The sequence below is a fragment of the Streptomyces sp. NPDC059564 genome (assembly GCF_042735575.1).
Lineage (GTDB): Bacteria > Actinomycetota > Actinomycetes > Streptomycetales > Streptomycetaceae > Streptomyces.
Genome location: NZ_JBHWBP010000144.1, coordinates 1 through 18,213 on the forward strand (window position 1 = coordinate 1; position 18,213 = coordinate 18,213).

17 protein-coding genes are annotated in these 18,213 nt (G+C 71.6%); 8 read left to right on the forward strand and 9 right to left on the reverse strand.

The annotated features are described in order from the left end of the window. Window positions 1–1,567, forward strand: a 1,567-nt coding sequence (locus tag ACFV0Q_RS23180) for an alpha/beta hydrolase (protein WP_385008217.1), incomplete at its 5' end; no start/stop codon positions are given. A 34-nt stretch (window positions 1,568–1,601) separates the two neighbouring features. On the opposite strand, the gene ACFV0Q_RS23185 is transcribed toward ACFV0Q_RS23180, so the two are convergent. The 3 genes from ACFV0Q_RS23185 to ACFV0Q_RS23195 all read right to left on the reverse strand — a co-directional run bounded on the left by ACFV0Q_RS23185 (window position 1,602) and on the right by ACFV0Q_RS23195 (window position 3,617). Further along, window positions 1,602–2,384: a CPBP family intramembrane glutamic endopeptidase gene (locus ACFV0Q_RS23185; RefSeq protein WP_385008218.1), complete on the reverse strand. Its 783-nt coding sequence runs from the start codon at window positions 2,382–2,384 to the stop codon at window positions 1,602–1,604. A 5-nt stretch (window positions 2,385–2,389) separates the two neighbouring features. Then, window positions 2,390–2,800, reverse strand: a complete 411-nt coding sequence (locus ACFV0Q_RS23190; protein WP_385008219.1) for a four-helix bundle copper-binding protein — start codon at window positions 2,798–2,800, stop codon at window positions 2,390–2,392. Window positions 2,801–2,918: 118 nt separating this feature from the next. Then, complete coding sequence (locus tag ACFV0Q_RS23195) at window positions 2,919–3,617, reverse strand: hypothetical protein (protein ID WP_385008220.1); 699 nt, start codon at window positions 3,615–3,617, stop codon at window positions 2,919–2,921. Between the two features lie 363 nt (window positions 3,618–3,980). Between ACFV0Q_RS23195 and ACFV0Q_RS23200 the strand changes: the two genes are divergently transcribed. Next, window positions 3,981–4,304, forward strand: coding sequence for a hypothetical protein (locus ACFV0Q_RS23200; RefSeq protein ID WP_385008221.1), 324 nt, complete (start codon window positions 3,981–3,983; stop codon window positions 4,302–4,304). A gap of 47 nt (window positions 4,305–4,351) precedes the next feature. Here ACFV0Q_RS23200 and ACFV0Q_RS23205 read toward each other — a convergent pair whose 3' ends face one another. The 3 genes from ACFV0Q_RS23205 to ACFV0Q_RS23215 form a co-directional block, all read right to left on the reverse strand. Further along, window positions 4,352–5,683, reverse strand: coding sequence for a cation:proton antiporter (locus ACFV0Q_RS23205; RefSeq protein WP_385008222.1), 1,332 nt, complete (start codon window positions 5,681–5,683; stop codon window positions 4,352–4,354). Between the two features lie 54 nt (window positions 5,684–5,737). Beyond that, entirely contained in the window at window positions 5,738–7,168 is a 1,431-nt protein-coding gene (locus tag ACFV0Q_RS23210; RefSeq protein ID WP_385008223.1) for a DUF2252 domain-containing protein, read from the reverse strand. Window positions 7,169–7,261: 93 nt separating this feature from the next. Next, window positions 7,262–7,588: a carboxymuconolactone decarboxylase family protein gene (locus ACFV0Q_RS23215; RefSeq protein ID WP_385008224.1), complete on the reverse strand. Its 327-nt coding sequence runs from the start codon at window positions 7,586–7,588 to the stop codon at window positions 7,262–7,264. Window positions 7,589–7,818: 230 nt separating this feature from the next. On the opposite strand from ACFV0Q_RS23215, the gene ACFV0Q_RS23220 reads away from it, so the two are divergent. The 6 genes from ACFV0Q_RS23220 to ACFV0Q_RS23245 all read left to right on the forward strand — a co-directional run bounded on the left by ACFV0Q_RS23220 (window position 7,819) and on the right by ACFV0Q_RS23245 (window position 15,171). After that, a complete protein-coding gene (locus tag ACFV0Q_RS23220) occupies window positions 7,819–9,660 on the forward strand; it encodes a glycoside hydrolase family 15 protein (RefSeq protein ID WP_385008225.1) in 1,842 nt (613 codons plus the stop codon). Next, window positions 9,653–11,053 (forward strand): MFS transporter, encoded by a 1,401-nt coding sequence (locus tag ACFV0Q_RS23225; RefSeq protein WP_385008227.1) that lies wholly within the window; start codon window positions 9,653–9,655, stop codon window positions 11,051–11,053. The genes ACFV0Q_RS23220 and ACFV0Q_RS23225 overlap by 8 nt, the downstream gene beginning before the upstream one ends. A gap of 153 nt (window positions 11,054–11,206) precedes the next feature. Continuing rightward, on the forward strand, window positions 11,207–12,043 hold the full coding sequence (locus ACFV0Q_RS23230; protein ID WP_385008228.1) for a class II glutamine amidotransferase: 837 nt from the start codon (window positions 11,207–11,209) through the stop codon (window positions 12,041–12,043). A 48-nt stretch (window positions 12,044–12,091) separates the two neighbouring features. Continuing rightward, a complete protein-coding gene (locus ACFV0Q_RS23235) occupies window positions 12,092–12,505 on the forward strand; it encodes an SHOCT domain-containing protein (protein WP_385008229.1) in 414 nt (137 codons plus the stop codon). A 36-nt stretch (window positions 12,506–12,541) separates the two neighbouring features. Beyond that, window positions 12,542–13,246: a GAP family protein gene (locus tag ACFV0Q_RS23240; RefSeq protein ID WP_385008230.1), complete on the forward strand. Its 705-nt coding sequence runs from the start codon at window positions 12,542–12,544 to the stop codon at window positions 13,244–13,246. 194 nt (window positions 13,247–13,440) lie between these two features. Next, complete coding sequence (locus tag ACFV0Q_RS23245; RefSeq protein WP_385008231.1) at window positions 13,441–15,171, forward strand: protein kinase; 1,731 nt, start codon at window positions 13,441–13,443, stop codon at window positions 15,169–15,171. Here the strand turns inward: ACFV0Q_RS23245 and ACFV0Q_RS23250 are convergent. The 3 genes from ACFV0Q_RS23250 to ACFV0Q_RS23260 form a co-directional block, all read right to left on the reverse strand. Then, window positions 15,168–15,734, reverse strand: coding sequence for a DUF421 domain-containing protein (locus tag ACFV0Q_RS23250; RefSeq protein WP_385008232.1), 567 nt, complete (start codon window positions 15,732–15,734; stop codon window positions 15,168–15,170). The genes ACFV0Q_RS23245 and ACFV0Q_RS23250 overlap by 4 nt on opposite strands. Window positions 15,735–15,839: 105 nt before the next feature. Next, on the reverse strand, window positions 15,840–16,817 hold the full coding sequence (locus ACFV0Q_RS23255; RefSeq protein ID WP_385008233.1) for a GNAT family N-acetyltransferase: 978 nt from the start codon (window positions 16,815–16,817) through the stop codon (window positions 15,840–15,842). Next, window positions 16,810–18,213 (reverse strand): YcaO-like family protein (locus ACFV0Q_RS23260; protein WP_385008234.1); only part of this gene is annotated, 1,404 nt, incomplete at its 5' end. The genes ACFV0Q_RS23255 and ACFV0Q_RS23260, both read right to left, overlap by 8 nt.

Consider the following 18,213-nt stretch of genomic DNA (forward strand, 5'->3'; position numbering starts at 1 on the left):
GTCCTTCACTCCGTCGCAGCTTCCCAGCGGCGGCATCCTCCAGGGACTGATCTGCGGCATCACCGCGGCCATCGGCTACGGGCTCGGCGTGCTCGCGGCCTACGTGTGGCGCGCCATCGCCGACCGGGACGCACGGATCCCCTCGCGCAGGTCATGGCTCGTCCTCCTCGTCGGCGCGATCGTGCTGTTCGGCCTGGCGTTCGGGCTCGGCCAGTACTGGCAGCACGAGATCCGCCGGCTCATGGGGGTCACCGATTACAACGTCCCCGCCGCCGTCGCCTGCCCGTTCGTCGCCGCTCTCGTCTTCTACCTCCTGCTGCTGGCCGGGCGCGGGCTCCGGCGCCTGTACCACTGGGCCGCCCGCCTGCTCGGGCGCTGGATCGGCCCGCGGGCGGCGCGGGTGGTCGGCTGGGTGCTGGTGGCGGGTCTGGCCTGGTCGGCGTTCAGCGGTCTGCTGCTGGGCGGCTTCGTGAACGCGGCCAACGAGGCGTTCTCGGTGCGTGACACGCAGACGCCGGAGGGCGTGCACCAGCCCACGTCCACGCTGCGTTCGGGCGGGCCCGGCTCCCTGGTGCCGTGGGACTCGCTGGGCCGGCAGGGCCGGGCCTTCACCGGGAGCGGACCGACGGCCCGGGACATCGGCGCGTTCACGCACCGCACGGCGCAGGAGCCCGTCCGGGCCTACGCCGGGCTGTCGACCTCCGACGACGCGGAGGGCCGGGCGGAGCGCGCCGTCGCGGACCTCGAACGGGCGGGTGGGTTCAAGCGCGCGAACCTGCTCGTGATGACCACCACGGGAAGCGGCTGGGTCGATCCCGCCGCGGTGGACTCCTTCGAGTACCTCGGCAACGGCGACTCGGCCACCGTGGCGATGCAGTATTCGTACCTGCCGTCGTGGATGTCGTACCTCGTCGACCAGTCGAAGGCCCGGGCGGCCGGCCGCGAACTCTTCGACGCGGTCTACGACGTCTGGTCCAAGCTGCCCCAGGACCAGCGTCCGCGGCTGTTCGTGGCGGGCGAGAGCCTGGGGTCGTTCGGCGGCGAGACGGCCTTCAGCGGGGAGTACGACCTGCGCAACCGCACCGCCGGCACCCTGTTCGCCGGTCCGCCCAACTTCAACACCCTGTTCCGCGAGTTCAGTGATCATCGCGACGCGGGGAGTCCCGAGATCGGGCCCGTCTACAAGGAGGGGCGGACGGTCCGGTTCACCGCCGACCCGGCTGCCGGGATGCCTCCGGCGGACCGGCCGTGGGACGGCACGAGGGTGCTCTACCTCATGCACCCGTCCGACCCGATCGTCTGGTGGAGTCCCGGCCTGGCCCTCTCCGAACCCGACTGGATCAAAGAGGCCCCCGGCAAGGACGTGCTCGGCGCGATGGTCTGGATGCCCTTCGTGACCTTCTGGCAGGTCACCGCCGACCTGCCGTTCTCCACGGGCGTACCGGACGGCCACGGCCACACGTACAAGGCCGCGTACGTCGACGGCTGGAACGCCGTCATGCGGCCCGAGGGATTCACGGCGCAGGACCTGGACCGGCTGAGGGACATCATCCGGCCGGAAGGCTGAGCCCGACCGCCACGGGGTCTTCGCCGTCGCGCGGTCAGCGCAGCAGGAACCCGGCCACGTAGCCGAACGCGTTGACCGCCCAGTGCAGGCCCATGGGAGCCAGCAGACTGCCGCTGCGGCGCCGCAGTTCGCAGAACACGACGCCCGCCGCCGCCGTGAACAGCACGGCCGCCGCGACCGCCAGGGCGCCGCCCAGCGCGGAGTCGCCGAAGACCGTGGTCAGGGCGGGCTTCGCCGTCGCCAGGTGCAGGGACGGCAGCACGTGCCAGAGGCCGAACAGCAGGCTCGACACGGTGGTCGCCCATGCCGCCCCCCGGTCGCGGCACACCAGGCCGTAGAGCACGCCGCGGAAGGCGATCTCCTCCACCAGGACGGTGCCGACGGGGACCAGTACGAGCACGCGCAGCATCAGCTCGCTCCCGCTCATCCCGTCGTACCGCCGGTCCTCGAACAGCGCTCGGGTGGCCGGCCACAGGGCCCCGGCGAGGTAGACGACGCCGACCAGGCCGATCAGGACCAGCGCCCACCGGGTACCGCGGGCCAGTGTGCCGGGCGCCAGGCCCGCGTCCGCCCGGGTACCGCCGGCCCACCGGAGCACGCCGAGCAGCAGGACGCTGACCACGACGGCCGTCACCAGGCCGGTCAGGCCGCTCCAGCGGTGCATGACCAGGTTGGCGGCGAGGAGGACGGCCACCGTGAGCCCCACGGCCGGCCAGGTGCCGATCGGTCCACGTCCTCGGCTCCGCGGCATGCCGACCGCGGCGCCGCGCCCCGGTACCTCGGGCCGCTCGGCATCGTCGGGGTCGGGGCAGGGCATGCCGGTCAGCGGAGGGCCGAGAACAGTTCGTTGCACGCCTGCTCGCAGGAGCGGCAGGCTTCGGCGCAGATGCGGCAGTGCTCGTGCAGGTCGGCATGGGAGGCGCACTCGTCGCCGCACGCCTTGCAGGCCATGGCGCACGCGCGAAGGATGGCGGCGGTGATGTTCGCGTCGTACCCGGTGTGCCGGGAGAGGACCGCCGCGGTGGCGGTGCAGATGTCGGCGCAGTCCATGTCGGTGCGGATGCACTTGGTCAGGTCGCCCACCATGCCCTCGGACAGGCACGCGTCCGCGCACGCCGTACACGCCTGGGCACAGGCGATGCATTCCTCGATGCAGCGGGTGAGCTTGGCCTGGTCGATGCCGCCGAGGTCGGCCGGGTAGGTGGCGAGCATGTCCTTGACGGTGCTGGACATCAGAGTGCCTCCGTTCCCCCGCGGGCCGGCGGATCCGGGGCGGCCGCCAGGAGCCCCCGGTACACCTCCAGCTAACCACCCTCGCCGTGGACCCGCGGTGCGGCGGCTCGTCGGCTCGTCAGGCGAGGACGTTGACGGCCCGGGCGATGACGAGTCCGAGGATGACCAGGGAGACGATGGACTGGAGGGTCATGACGCACTTGGCCCAGGGGGCGAGCGGCATGACGTCGGTGGGGCTCAACGCGGTGGAATTGGTGAATCCGAGGTAGAGGTAGTCGACGTAGCGGGGACGCCAGTTCGAGGCGTTCAGTTCGGGGCTGAGCTGTTGGGGAAAGGCGAGTGCGGGTGTGGGGGGCATGTGGTGGGCCCGGGCGGCCGGCCCGCCGCTGTCGAGTTCGAAGTACAGCAGGGAGAACGCGAGGACGGTGGAGGCCCAGACGCTGCCGCCGGCCAGCAGGAGGGCGCTGGCGGAGTTGGTCTCGCTCCCGCCGTGGACGAGATCGTCGATCAGCCGGAAGGTCGACCAGATGGCGCCGCACGCCAGTACGGTGACCAGGGCGATCGACGCCGCGCGCAAGGCGGCCGAGCGGCGGCTGATCCGAACGGGGTCGCCCGAGATCAGCGCCACCAGGAGCAGCCCTTCGGCGAGGGGAAGCGCCCATCGGGGCCCCAGGCGCAGATCGTCGGGCAGGAGCAGGGTCAGCACCGCGGAGACGATGACGGCCGCGGCCATCGGCCAGCGGGTCTCGACGGACACCGCGGGCTGCGACTCCGGCTCGTGCGGATCGCTCGCACGGTTCGTATCGGAGGGGCTCATCTGCGGCTCCTCGACGGTGAAGGCGTGTGGCGGCGGCTGCCCCGACGACCGTTCCTCGCGCGCTCGGACTCTGGGCCGGGATCTTGGATGCCACCGTAGACCGAAGCGAATACGGCGGCGCGCCCGACACGCTCCGCACGCGCACGCCTCCGGAACGTCAGGCCTCGACGGACCTTCTAGGCCGGTTGCCCCGTCCTGGCTGCGCTGCGCCTGATCGCCGGGCCCGCACTACAGTGGCGGTACGAGGACCACCCGCATCGGATGATCGGAGACCCGGTCTCCGCCCGAGGTCCCGGCAAGCCGGCGGTGGCCTCGAAGGAGGCCGATCGTATGCCCCGTATCCGTCGCCAGAGAGTGAAGTCGGTGCCGACATCCCGCTCCGCCGGAATCGGGAAGGGCGGCTGGGTACTGATCGGCGCCTCGGGCATGGCCGTGGGAGCGGTGCTCCACGCCGTCGCCGGTGCCGCGGAGATCGTCAAGGACATGCTGCGCAAAGAGCCGACCGCCGCGCGCGTGGAGGGCGGATCGCCTGCCGTGGTGGCCCCTCCGCGGCCGCACGAGGCGGCCGGCTGGGTCCTGATCGCCTCGACCGCCATCGTGGTGAGCGGGCTCTCCCACGCCGCGGCCAGTCTTGCGGAACTGGCCAGGGAGCTCCTGGGAGCGAAGCCGCACGCCACACGGGAATGAAGCAGTGCCACGACCAGCCGGTGGAGAGCTCCCGACTGGCGCCCGCGTCACGTCCCGGGCCGGTCCCCGAGGCCGGGCCCGCGGGGCGCCCGGGGCTCGGGCACGGGGCCCTCGCGCAGATCCGGGGAGGCGGCCGCGGCCTTCTCGTGCCAGCGGCCGTACCGCTCGGCGAGGGGAACGGCCGAGACGCCGTGCAGGAGGACGCTGAGGCCGACGGTGATCGCGACCACCCTCCCCAGGAGTTCCACCCCCGGAACATGTTCCTCCACGACGAGCAGCGCCAGCACCACGGACGCGAGACCGCGTGGCCCGAACCAGCCGACGTACGCCACCGTGGGGAGCCGTAGTCCGCTCCCGGCGAGTGAGAGGACCACCGGCAGCATCCTGACGACGGTGAGGCTCAGCACCGCGTACAGACCGATCCGCCAGCTCAGGTGCTCCAGCGCGGGGCCGAGCAGCACCGCCCCGAAAACGAGGAGGCTGATCGCCGCGAGGAGTCCTCCGAGGGTTTCGCTGAACTCGGCCGCCCGGTCCGCGTCCTCCTTCTCGCGGCCGGCCGGGAACCTGCGCAGGGCGAACCCGCAGGCGAAGCCGGCCACCCATGCCGCGATGAAGCCGCTGCCTTGCGTCACGACGGCGAGTTCGTACGCCCCCGCCGCGACGGCCGGCAGATAGACCTGCTGCCATTCCCACGCGACCCACCCCCGGGCCCGGGACCACTGCAGCAGCCGGCCTCCCAGCCACCCGATCAGCAGACCGATGGCGGTACTCAGGACCAGGGAGCGCCAGAAGACACCCGCGACGCCCTCCTGCGCATGGTGCGTGCCGGGGATGCCCGCGAGGAAGAGGATGAAGAAGGGCAGCACCATGCCGTCGTTCAAGCCGCTCTCGACGTTCAGTCCGTGCCGTACGAGCACCGGTACCCGGGGGTGGGACATCGCGGTCTTTCCGAGCGCGGCATCGGTCGGGGCGAGGATGGCGCCGACCAGTGCGAGCTCCCACACCGTCAGCCCGGGCAGCAAGGGCCACGCGAGGAGCCAGCCCGCGCCGATGCTGAGGGGCAGTCCGATGCCCAGCAGGCGGCCGGGCAGGAAGCCACCGGTCCGGAGGTCCCCTCTGCGCACCAGCATGGCATCGGTGAACAGCACGAGCGTCAGAGTGACTTCGAGGAGCACCACGACCGGCGCGGCGTCCCGCTCCGGGTCGACGATGCCCAGCACGGCCGGCCCGAGGAGGACGCCGCAGCCGACGAACACGATCGCCCACGACACCGGCGTCGTGGACAGCCGCCGCGAGCCCAGCGCGTACGCGGCCGTGACGGCCGCCACCGCCACACCGGCCCAGGCGCCACCGCTCATGTACCCGCCCTCCAGATCCACCCGCCGGATCCTCCCGGCCGGTCGTCGGCGCCGGGCGTCGGGCGGGGCTCGCGGTCAGGCCCCTGGCAGTTCCTGCGCCGGCAGGCGGCCCGTGCGTACCGCGTCGACCAGGGCTTGGTGGTCGCGTTCGTTCTGGTCGGCGTAGGCCTCGGCGAAGGTGACGAGGGCCCGGTCGAAGGCTTCGCCGCGACCCAGGTACGCGGCGATCGCGATCCGGTCGCCCGACCGCGCGTGCGCGCGGGCGAGGGTGCTGCCGCACACGTCGCCGAAGGCCGCCAGCTGTCGGGGCGACATCGTCTCCGGCATGGCGATGCCCTTCCAGTCGCGCAGCTGACGGACGTAGAAGTCGCGCTGTCTGCCGTCGAACCCGTCGACCCGCTGCCAGCCGAGGAAGATGTCGCTCGTCGCCTGCATCAACCGCTGTCCGGCGACCACGCGCTCGCCCTGGTTGCGGTACCGGCTCGCACCGACGTGCTCGGCGAGTACGGAGGTGTCGGCTTCCTTGGCCTGGAGGAAGAGCGGGTCACGGCCGTCGCGGCCGAGGAGCAGGAAGATCCAGCAGCGGGTACCGACGCTGCCGACGCCGACCACTTTGCGCGCGACGTCCGCCAGTCTGTAGTCCTCCAGGAGCGCCCGCCGGTCGGTGCTCAGCGTACGGCCGTAGTGTTCGAGCAGGCCGCGGAACTGGCGCACGAGCGCCTTGCGCTCGCGGTCCGGCAGCAGGTCCGAGATCGGCACCAGCAGCGGTGGGTCCGCCGCGATCCTGGGCCGGCCGTCCACCAGCTCCGTGAGCTTGTCGAAGACCTGCAGGCTGTCGCGCGAACGGGCCTTCTCCAGGCTGCCGGCCAGCTTCCGCTGTCCGCGCTTGCGGAGCTGCTCCGTGGCGAGGACCTCTAGGCGGTCCGCGTCGAGGCTCGCGTACCAGACGTCGAGGTTGCCCGTGTCGGCGAAACCGGCCATCGCCTCGCGGTACGCGCGGACGGCGGTTCTCACGATCCGTGCGCGCTCGGCGTCGTCGAGGCCGTTCGCCCGGGCGGCGATGACGAGACTCGTGGACAGTCGTTTGACGTCCCATTCCCAGGGGCCGGGCAGTGTCTCGTCGAAGTCGTTGATGTCGAACATCAGCCGCCGCTCCGGAGAGGCCAGCAGCCGGAAGTTCAGCAGGTGCGCGTCCCCGCAGAGCTGGGCGGTGATCCCCGAGGCGGGACTGCCGGCGAGGTCGGACGCCATGATCGCGGCGGCTCCCCGGTAGAACCGGAAGGGAGACTCCGACATCCTGCTGTAGCGGATCGGGACCAGCTCGGGTACCCGGGCCGCGGACTGCGCCTCCAGGATCGCCAGGGGGTCCGGCCTGTCCGCGGACGGCTCGTACACGGCGTGCCCCGACCGCGGCGAGCGGCGTCGGGCCTCCTTGCCGAGGGCCGCGCGTTCCTGGGGCGTGCTGTCGGGTGCCGCGCGCATCGCGGTGGTCGCGCTCTGGGACATCGATGCACTCCTGCCTGGCCCTGCGGTCCTCGCGAGGGGGGAACGGCGCCCTGTTCCGGGCGCCGCGTCCAGTGGTGCCGGGGGTCGTCCGCGTCAGCCTCGGGCGTCGATCTCGGCATCGGCGACGGCGATGGCGACGCCGAGCGCCGTGGTGATGTTGCCGGCTGCCGTCATGACGCGGGCGGTGCCCACGATGGGGGCGATGGCGACCAGCACGTCCTGCAACTGCTCGGCGGTCAGACCGGCCTTGAGGGCGGGGTCGATGTGGGCGACGTAGGAGATCGGCGGCGCGTCCGAGGCGGCGAGGGCCGCGATACGGGTGAGCAGCAGCATGTCCGGGGCCAGCCCGCACCGCTCGAGCGAGTCGACCGTCATGGCGGCGAGCGTGTCCAGGACGGGTGTGTCGGATGCAGTGGACATGGCGCGTGTCCTCCTGGGGTGTCGTCCCGCCCGAGCACGGGTGTGGAACGAGGGGAGAGCATGCCCGTGAGGGCACCGGTATCCCTTCGCTTCAACCCTAGAACCTCACCGGGTGGCGTGCATGGGGGGCCTCCTTGGTCCGGAGTGCGGTGGCCCCGGCCGCGGCGCACGCTTGGAGCGGGGGCGGGACACGCTGAACGTGCCGGATCCCATTCGGTGAGGGAGCCTTGATGAACGCCTACCCGCCCATCGCCGATCACGGGATGGTCGGCGACCTCCAGACCGCCGCGCTGGTGTCGTCCGCGGGGACGATCGACTGGTGGTGTACACCCCGGTTCGACTCCCCCAGCGTGTTCGCGTCGCTCCTCGACAGCGAGCGCGGCGGCTACTGCCGGCTTTCCGCGCATCTCCCGGCGGATCGTGCGGCCGTGGTCCGTCAGCTCTACCTGTCGGACACGGCGGTCCTGGTCACCCGTTTCATGGCACCCGGTGGCGTCGGCGAGGTCGCCGATTTCATGGCCCCGCTGAACACCACGACGCCGACGGACCGGCATCGTCTGGTGCGGGCGGTACGGGTGGTGCGGGGAACCCTGGACTTCAGCCTCGACTGCCGCCCGCGGTTCGACTACGGGCGCGCGCCGCACACCCTTCAGCGGCTGGACGAGGCCTCGGCGGTCTTCCACGGTCCGGGCACGAAGCTGTACCTGCAGACCATCGGCCCCTTCGTGCTCCGGCCCGACGGCGAAGACGTCACCGCCCGCTGCACCCTTGCCGCGGGGGAGACCGCGGCGGTGGTGCTGACCAGCACGAACGACGACGGTCCTGCTCCGCGCCCGTCGTCGCCGGCCGAGATCTCCGACGAACTGGAGTCCTGCCGCACCTTCTGGCACAAGTGGCTGCGCGGGAGCGTCTACCGAGGCCGCTGGCGGGACGTCGTCAACCGTTCGGCGATCACCCTCAAGTTGCTCACCTACGCCCCCTCGGGCGCGCCGATCGCCGCCTTGACCATGGGGTTGCCCGAACAGGTCGGCGGTGAGCGCAACTGGGACTACAGGTTCACGTGGGTACGGGACGCCTCCCTCTCGGTCAGGGCCATGATCGACCTCGGCTTCACCGCCGAGGCCGCTGCCTTCCGCCACTGGCTGCGCGACCGTGTCGCCGCCGGCGGCACCCCCTCGGGCGATCCCCTGCAGATCATGTACCGCGTCGACGGCGATCCCCACCTGACCGAGGAGATCCTGGACCACCTCGAGGGGTACGAAGGGTCCGCGCCGGTACGGGCGGGGAACGCGGCCGCCGACCAGGTCCAGCTCGACATCTACGGTGAGGCCGCCGACGCCCTGACGCAGACGCGGGACGTCGGCTACCTCAGGGGATGGCAGGCCTTCGCCGACGTTCTGGACTGGCTCGCCGACCACTGGGACCGGCCCGACGAAGGCATCTGGGAGACCCGCGGGGGCCAGCAGAACTTCACCTTCAGCCGCCTCATGACGTGGGTCGCCTTCGACCGGGGCATACGTCACGCCACCGCCTTCTCCCGCCCCGCCGACATCGGCCGCTGGACGGAGGTCCGCGACACCGTCTTCAAACAGATCGTCGAGCGCGGCTGGAACACGAAGAGGCAGGCGTTCGTCCAGCACTACGCGACCGACGTCCTGGACGCTTCGCTCCTGCTCATGCCCAGAGTCGGATTCCTCTCCCCGACCGACCCGGCCTGGCTGAGCACGCTCGACGCCATGGACCAGGAACTGGTCAGCGACAGCCTGGTCTACCGCTACAACCCCGAAGCCTCCCCCGACGGACTGCGCGGCTCCGAGGGCACCTTCAACCTGTGCAGCTTCCTCTACATCGAGGCACTGACCCACGCCGGCAGGCTGCACGAGGCGAGATACGCCTTCGACAAGATGCTGACCTACGCCAACCACGTCGGCCTGTTCGCCGAGGAGATCGGCCCGTCGGGTGAGCAACTGGGCAACTTCCCGCAGGCGTTCACCCACCTCGCCCTGATCTCCGCGGCCATCGCCCTCGACGAGCAGCTCGACAAGGCCGAACGGAGCAGCTCCGGTGGCTGACGCGGATGTCACGGGACGCACCGCCGGTGCCGCGCGTGGCGTGCTGGCCCCGCTCGCGCTGGCCCAGTTCATCTGCAGCTTCGCCGGTTCGAACATGAACGTGATGATCAACGACATCAGCGAGGACCTGAACACGACCGTGCAGGGAGTGCAGATCGCGATCACGATCTTCCTCCTGGTCATGGCGGCGCTGATGATCCCCGGCGGCAAGCTGACCGACCGCTACGGCCGCAAGCGGTGCTTCCTGGCCGGTCTCGCCGTCTACGGCGTCGGCGCCCTGCTGAGCGCGGTCTCTCCGGGGCTGGGCGTCCTCATCCTCGGCAACTCGATCCTGGAAGGTGTCGGCACTGCGCTGCTCATCCCGCCCGTCTACATCCTCACCACGCTCCTCTACACGGAAGTCACCTCACGCGCCCGTGCGTTCGGGACCATCATGGCGCTGGGCGGCATCGGCGCCGCCGCGGGGCCGCTGATCGGCGGACTCATCACCTCGGCCATCAGCTGGCGGGCGGCCTTCGTCTTCCAGGCCCTGGTGATCGCCTTGATCATCATCCTGAGCCGCCGGATCGAGGACCCCCTGCCGCCGGATCCCACGCGCCCCTTCGACACCCTCGGAGCGGTCCTCTCCGCCGTCGGCCTCATCCTCATCGTCACGGGCATCCTGGCCGCCGACAACAACATCTGGCTGATGCTCGCTCTGATCGTCCTCGGTGCCCTCGTGCTGCTGTGGTTCTTCCTGTCGGTACGCGCCAAGGAGCGGGCCGGCAAGGAGCCGCTCCTGTCGACGAGCCTGTTCCGCAACCGCACCTCCAACCTCGGTCTGGTCACGCAGAACGTCCAGTGGCTCATCCTCATGGGGACGTCGTTCTCCGTCGCGACCTATCTCCAGGTCGTCCGCGGATACGACGCGATCCAGACCGGCGTGATCTTCACGGCGGCCACCCTCGGCCTGCTCGTGTCGTCCCTGGCCGCCGCCCGCCTGGCCACGCGTCACGCGCAGCGCACCCTCATCATGACGGGCTTCATCGTGACGATCGCCGGAATCGGCGTCCTGCTGAGCATGGTGAGCGGCACTCCGAGTGCCTGGGCCTTCGCCCCCGGACTCCTGCTGATCGGCCTGGGAATCGGCCTGATGCTGACGCCCTCGGTCAACGTCGTGCAGTCGAGCTTCCCCGACGAGCGACAAGGTGAGATCTCCGGGCTCTCGCGCAGCGTCTCCAACCTCGGCTCATCGCTCGGCACCGCGGTCGCCGGCACCATTCTCGTCGCAGGCCTCACCACCCGCGCCTATGGGGCCTCGATGATCACACTGGCGGTCCTCGGTCTCGCCGGCCTCGCCGCCGCGGTGTTCCTCCCCCGGGGCTCGGGGCCGGGTACCGGTCCTCCTCCGTAGCACGAACCCGCGTGAGCCGCTCGGCCGGTGTGCCGATCCGCGCCGCATGGCGACGGGTGGCGAGGGAGGCGAAAATGAGGAGGACGGGACAAGGGGGCGAGCCGGACACAGCGGTATTCCCGCAGGTGCAGACAGGAACACAGGTGATCGCTCATGTGCAGATGGCTCGCTTACTCGGGAACGCCCCTGCTCCTCGACACCATCCTCTACAAGCCGGCCCATTCGCTGATCGACCAGAGCCTGCACTCCAAACTGGGTGTCGAGACGACGAACGGCGACGGGTTCGGCGTCGGGTGGTACCCGGAGGGCAGCGACGGCACCCCGGCGCTCATGAAGGACGTCGGCCCCGCCTGGAACAACCGCAACCTGCGGGAGCTCGCGGACCACGTCACCTCCCCCTTGTTCTTCGCCCACATCCGGGCGTCGACGGGTACCGCGGTGCAGCAGACGAACTGTCACCCGTTCCGGCACGGCCGCTGGATGTGGATGCACAACGGCGCCATCGCCGGCTTCCACCCCATGCGGCGCGACCTGACCATGCTCGTGGACCCCGCGCTGTACCTCGACATCGAGGGGACGACGGACTCGGAGGTCATGTTCTACCTGGCGCTCACCTTCGGCCTGGAGGAGGACCCGCCGGGCGCCGTCGCCAGGATGGTGGGAGTGGTGGAACGCGTCGGCCACGAGCACGGCGTGGAGTACCCGATGCAGATGACGGTCGCCGTCACCGACGGGACGACCATGTGGGCCTTCCGCTACTCCAGCCAGGGCGCCTCGCGCTCGCTCTTCTACAGCAGCCGCGTGGACTCGCTGCGCAAGCTGCACCCCGACATGCTCTTCCTCCAGGAAGTCTCCGACGAGACCCGCCTGGTGGTGTCCGAACCCCTCGGCGATCTGCCGGGTGCCTGGAACGCGGTACCCGAGAGCAGCTACGGCGTCGTACGTGCCGGAGCCGACGCGTTGTGTTCCTTCACCCCGGAAGCGGCGTGACGCTTCTTCACATCCCACGCGTGACCGTCAACCTGCAGGAGACCGGCCATGAAGGACTCGATGCTGAACCTGGCGGTGGACTACCCGCTGCTGAACATGTTCTGGACCATGATGATGATCTTCATCTGGGTGCTCTGGTTCATGCTGCTCTTCCGCGTCATCGGCGACATCTTCCGCGACGACGGGCTGAGCGGCTGGGGAAAGGCGGGATGGACCATCTTCGTCATCCTGCTGCCCTTCCTCGGCGTGTTCGTCTACCTGATCGCCCGCGGGCGCGGGATGGGCGAACGCGAGTTGAAGCGGGCCCAGCGGAGCGAGGAGGAGTTCCGCTCCTACGTGCGCCAGAGCGCCGGGGCCGGCAGCCAGGCGGAGGAACTGGCCCGGCTCGCCGAGCTCAAGAACCGCGGTGACATCACGGCGGCCGAGTTCGAGCAGGCCAAGGCCAAGGTCCTCGCGGCCTGATCAGGACCGGCCCGGGGGAAGACAGGGAGCGCGGCCATGGTGCTCGATCTGCTCCTCATCGGCCTGGTCATCACGCTCTACCCCCTGCCGATCATGGCCTTCGTGCTGGTCGTGTCGACGCCCCGCGGGGTGTTCAAGGGGCTGGCCTTCATCCTGGCCTGGCTCGGATGCCTCGTGGTCGTGATCGCCCTCGTCCTGTTCCTCACCGGCGGGGAGCCCCCCGCGCCCCGCTCCCCGCCTTCCATCGCGGCGCTCGCGGCCACGCTCGTCATCGGCATCGGGCTGGTCGTCTACAGCGAGCACAGGCGCCGCCGGAGCCGCCGTGCCGCCGCTGCCGCCTCTGGATCCGCTGGATCCGCTGGATCCGCCGAAGATGAGCCGCCTGCGGATTCCGGGGGTTCGCTGCTATCCCGGATGGACCAGGCGACCGGATGGTCCGCGGCCGCACTCGCCGTTCTGATCCAGCCCTGGGGCATGGTCAGCGCCGCGGCCGCCACCGTCGTACAAGCCGACCTCTCCCACGGCGAGTCCTTCCTGGCCCTCCTCGGCTTCTGCGTCCTGGCCACCTCGACCCTGCTGGCCATGGAGCTGTACATGGTGTTCGCGCCCGAGAAGGCCACGCTCGCCCTCACCAACCTGCACGCGTGGCTGAAACGCCACAAGGACCCGGCGATCGTCGTCACCTGCCTGGTCCTCGGACTGTGGCTGGCCGGCAGAAGTCTTTACCAGCTCACGGGCTGAATCCGAGGGGCCGGCCGGCGGGGCGGGCACCGGCCCTCCTCCACGCCGCGGCCGAGCGGCCCGGCAGCGTCGGCCGGGAAGACGCGAAATCGCATCTGCCGCGAACCGGAGGGGGGCCGGGGCGCGGAACCGGCCGCGCGGACTGGCCGCGGATCATGCATCTACGCTTGTGCCCCGTCAGACCGTCGAGACGAATGAACGATCGTGGAACGGAGCATGGGGTGCCAGCGGGCCAAGAGGGGCAAGAGAACGACGGGGACCTGGTCGGCAAGGTACTCGGGGGGCGCTACCGGGTGACCGCCATGATCGGCCGCGGCGGCATGGGAGTGGTCGCCCGGGCCGTCGACGAACTGCTCGCCCGTGAGGTCGCCGTCAAGATCCTGCGGGCCTACACCGACGCCGGCGAGTCCGAACGGGCCGACCTGCGCACCCGCATGGAGCGCGAGGCGCAGGCCGCCGCCCGCATCCGGCACACCGGGGTGGTCACCGTGCACGACGTGACCCAGGAGCAGGGCCTGCCGGTCATCGTCATGGAGCTCGTCGACGGCCCCTCGCTCGACGAGGTGGTGGCGCAGCGCGGCGCGCTCGACCCGTACGAGGCCGCCGCGATCGGCGCCAAGCTGATGGACGCGCTCGACGCCGCGCACCGGGCGGGCGTCCTGCACCGGGACGTGAAGCCGGGCAACGTGCTGCTGGAGCGGGGCGGCCGGGTCGTGCTCACCGACTTCGGCATCGCCACCATGGAGGCCTCCGGCGACGAGGCCATGGCGAAACTGACCCGCAGCGGTGAGCTGGTCGGCTCGCTCGACTACCTGCCGCCGGAGCGCGCGCAGGGCAGGGAGCCGGGCCCGGCCTCCGACATCTGGTCGCTCGGGATGACCCTGTACGCGGCGGTGGAGGGCACCTCCCCGTTCCGCCGCACCTCGGTGTGGTCCACGCTGTCCGCGATCGTCTCCGAACCGCTGCCCGAGCCCCGGCGGGCGGGGCCGCTCGCCCCGGTGCTGATGGCGCTGATGGCCAAGGAGCCGGAGAGCCGGCCCACCGCCGACCAGGCCCGTGCGCTGCTGGAGCGGGTGGCGGCGGGCGGGGCCGGGGCGCGGCCCGCGCAGCCGGGTCCCGCCGCCGGAGTTCAGCCCGCGCAGCCGGGTCCCGCCGCCGGGGCGCCGACCCCGACGGCGCCGCCCGTCGTGGGGCCGCCCGTCGGCTTCGGGCCGCCGCCGGTGTTCGGTGCCGGGGGCGGTGGCGGGGTGGGCGCCGTATCGTTTCCGCAACCCCATGTCCCGGCTCCCTACAACGGATTCCCCCCTCCGGGCCCGCCGCCGACCGCCACCCGGAACCCCGAGGCCGCGGACCGGGCACGCCGCCGCAGGCGTGTCGCGATAGCCGCGGCGGCCGTCGCCGTACTCGCGGCCGGCGGTGTCACCTACGCCGCGACCAAGGGCGGCGGCGACCGCGTGCCGGCGGCGGCGCCGACGCCGGTGCCCGGTAGCGGCTCCCCTGCGGCCGGCGGCACGCCGGGCACGCAGACCCCGGGGCCCTCTCCCTCCGGCTCCGGGCCCCACGCCAAGCCGTCCGCCACCGCCTCGAAGAAGCCGGGCACGGCACCGCCCTCCTCGACGGCGTCCTCGCCCGCCCCGGCCAAGCCGGGCCCCGTACCGACGGGCTGCGCCGGCTGGACCCACAAGGACCCGAAACCGGGCACCTACGGCTACATATCCGGCGACCACCACCTGCTGGCCGCGCCGTACCAGAACTGCCCCGCCGGTGCCCTGGTCAAGGACGGCACGAAGCTCTGGTACCACTGCTACATCGTCAACTCCTTCGGCAACCAGTGGACGTACGTGCGCGTGGACGGCACGAACACCACCGGGTGGCTGTACAACCGCGACCTCACCGGCCAGAAGGGCTCGTCCCCCGCGTGTTAGCCCCCGCCGAGATCCCGCAGCAGGCGCTCGATCGAGGCGAGCCGTGTCTCCAACGCCTCGACGTCACCGCGCGTGGCGCCTTGCTGCGCGGGCTTCAGGACGATGATCAGTTGGCCGTCGGGCTCCAATCGGCCCGTGGCGACGTCGCTGATGGAGTCGCCGTTCTGCAGGCGGATCGCATGCTCGATCTCCGAGTCGCGCAGCGCCAGTTGCCGGATCGCCCGGGACACCACCTCGCCGTCCTCGACGACCGTGGTGGCGGTGCCCTCCAGCAGCCGCGCGGCCCGCGGATCGCGGGCCAGCCACCGGTTCACCGCGGAATTGACCGTGACCAGGGTCACCGCGCCGATCGCCCCGCCGAGCAGGCTGTTGTCCGCACCGATGATCGCGTTCTGCACGACGTTCGACAAGAGGAAGATCACCACGAAATCGAAGGTGTTCAACCCGGCGAGCCCCCGCTTCCCCGCCAGCCGGAACAGGACCAGGATCAGGACGTAGACAGCGACGGTGCGGATGACCTTCTCCGCGATCGGCACCTCGACAACCAGCAGGTCGTGCCACATGCCCACTCCTCGCCCGATCCGACGTACTCGGCGCCAGCCTGGTACCGAAGGCAGGTCCGGCCCCGGCAGCCACGCCGTCGCCGAGCCGACGACGCGGGCCCGCGTTCAGGGTGCCGGCGCGATGGGCAGTACGTGGGTGGTCCAGGTCCGGAACCTCCGCAGACCCATGCGCGTGTAGAAGCCTCCGGCCGCCATGGGGTTCGTCGAGTCCACGTCCAGGACGGCCCACCGGTAGCCCTGGGCCCTCGCCCGGGCGAGTGTGTGGGTGAAGACGGCGCGGTACAGGCCCGTGCCGTGCAGTGCGGGCTGCGTACCGGCATTGGCCAGGTACAGCTCGCGGCCGGTGCGCCTGTCAGCCGTCGGCTCCGTGCACAGCAGGTAGCAGAGGACCTCCCGGCGCCGCTCCGGCAGCAGCAGGAACGAGGACTCGGGCCTGAAGTACGGGCTGCCGGTCACCAAGTGGCGCCACGTCCGCGCCGTCATCGGGACGCTGCCCCAGTTGCCGGCGAAGATCTCGTTGCGCGCCGCCAGCAGCATCGCGTCGTACCCGTCGTCGAACGGCACGATCTCCGTGCCGGTCGGCGTCGCCGGTGAACCGGTGGGCCGGTGGTTCTCCAGATCCAGCCGCATGCCCCAGTACGTGCGCTCGCGCCGGTACCCGGCGGTGTCCAGTGCCCCGGCGAGCCAGGCCTGGCCGTGGTGGGTACGGAAGTGGAGCTCCAACGGGGTGTCGCCGTACAGCTCGCGGTGGCGTCGGGCACCTGCGTTCCGGCACCAGTAGAGGAGCCGTCGGATCATGGGCGACGTGCGGTGCGCGGGGTGTACCGCGATGTCGATGGCCAGCTGGTGGGCGGGATCGGCGTGCTCCCGGGTCCGCGTCGTCGCGTAGGCCACCGGCTCGCCGCGGGACCAGGCGGACGTGGTGCCGCCGTTCAGGTCGATGCCTCCCGCGCTCAGGTCCTCGCGTACGTCTTCCGCGTCCCGGACGGCTCCGGTCTCGTCGGCCGCTCCGCATACGGCGAGCAGCGCCGCCAACAGGGGTGCGTCGGCGAGGGCGAGGGGCCGCCACAGCGGTTCAGCCACGGCCGCGGGCCGCCATCCCGCGGCCGCCGGGTACGACGACCTGTCCGTCGGTGACGAGCATGAACCGTTCCAGTCCCGGCACCAGGACGTTGACGACGGCGAGGTCCGCGGTGACGTGGTGGTCGCGCTGGTAGGCCTCGAAGCCGTGCTCCCGCAGGAGGGAGAGGAGCCGGTCGAGATGGCCTCGGGGCGTGTCCGGCACGGCCGTGGCCTCGTACTGCCTCGGTTCGGCCGAGGCCAGGGCGGCGGTGAAGTCCGACAGGTAGCAGGCGTGCAGCGCCGGGTACGGCCCGGTGTCGTCGCGCTGCTGGGGCAGCAGGTGTGCGTACTGCTCGCGCAGGTCCATGGTGCTGTGGAGCTGTACGAGTTCACTCACGGCGCGCGTGATGGCGTACCGGCGGGACAGCGAGGCCCCCCACCCGCAGATCCTGGCCGGCTGCCCGGCGGGGGCGGCGACGTAGGCCGTGTAGGCCGGGACGCCGAGATCGGTGGTCATGTCGATCAGATGGACCGGACGGCCCGTGCGGGTCGTGGCGAAGCGCAGGAGCGCGGTCACGTCGTCCGGCAGTGTCAGCGGGTCCACGACGGCCAGGCGCTCGGGCCGCTCGCGGAGGAACTGGCCGATCAGCAACAGGGAGAGCGCGTCCCGCTCGATCAGCTCGTTGACCGCGTGTACGGCGGCTTCCACCGGGTCGGTGCCGGCGGCCCAGCCGTTGTTGACCGAGTAGCGGCCGACCGCGCGGTAGTCGTAGGTGTCACCGGCTTCCCGGCGGGCCCGCTCCCCCGCCGCCCGCAGGTACTCGGGCATGGAGAGGAAGAGCGGGACGTACGCGTCCGGACCGCCGGTGAGCGACCGGTACGGCAGGCATCCCAGCGACTGGTCCGGGTCCGGGGCCTGGCCCAGGAGCCGGACGGCGATGTCGCGAGCCAGCGGGCCCTCGGCGAGCTCGTGACCGCGCCTCAGCCGGATCTCTGCCGTGTCCAGTCCGTCCACGCCGCAGAGGTAGTGCTCCAGTGCCTCGAACAGGGCGCCCGTCCGGGCTTCCTCCCGGCTGCCCTTGCCCAGGCCGAGGCCGGTACGGAGTTCCACGCCGTCGCGGCGCAGAACGCACCGCCAGGTGCCGGGGCTGCCGTCGAGGATGGGCTCCAGGTCGGCCTCCACCGACAGGGCGGCGGCAGCGGACCGCGCCCGGTCGAAGGCCTCGGCCAGGGGGAGACCGCGCTCCCCCGACTGAGGGGCTGTGGTGTACGCGGGGGTGGTCACGGCCGGTCCCGTCTGCTGGGTGGCCGCGGGCCGCGGCGGTTCGGTGCCCGCCGCGGCCCGCGGGCCCCGAATCTGCTGTCCGCGGCCCGCGGCAGCAAGCCTCGGCCGGCGCGGCCGCGTGGGCCGGGCCCG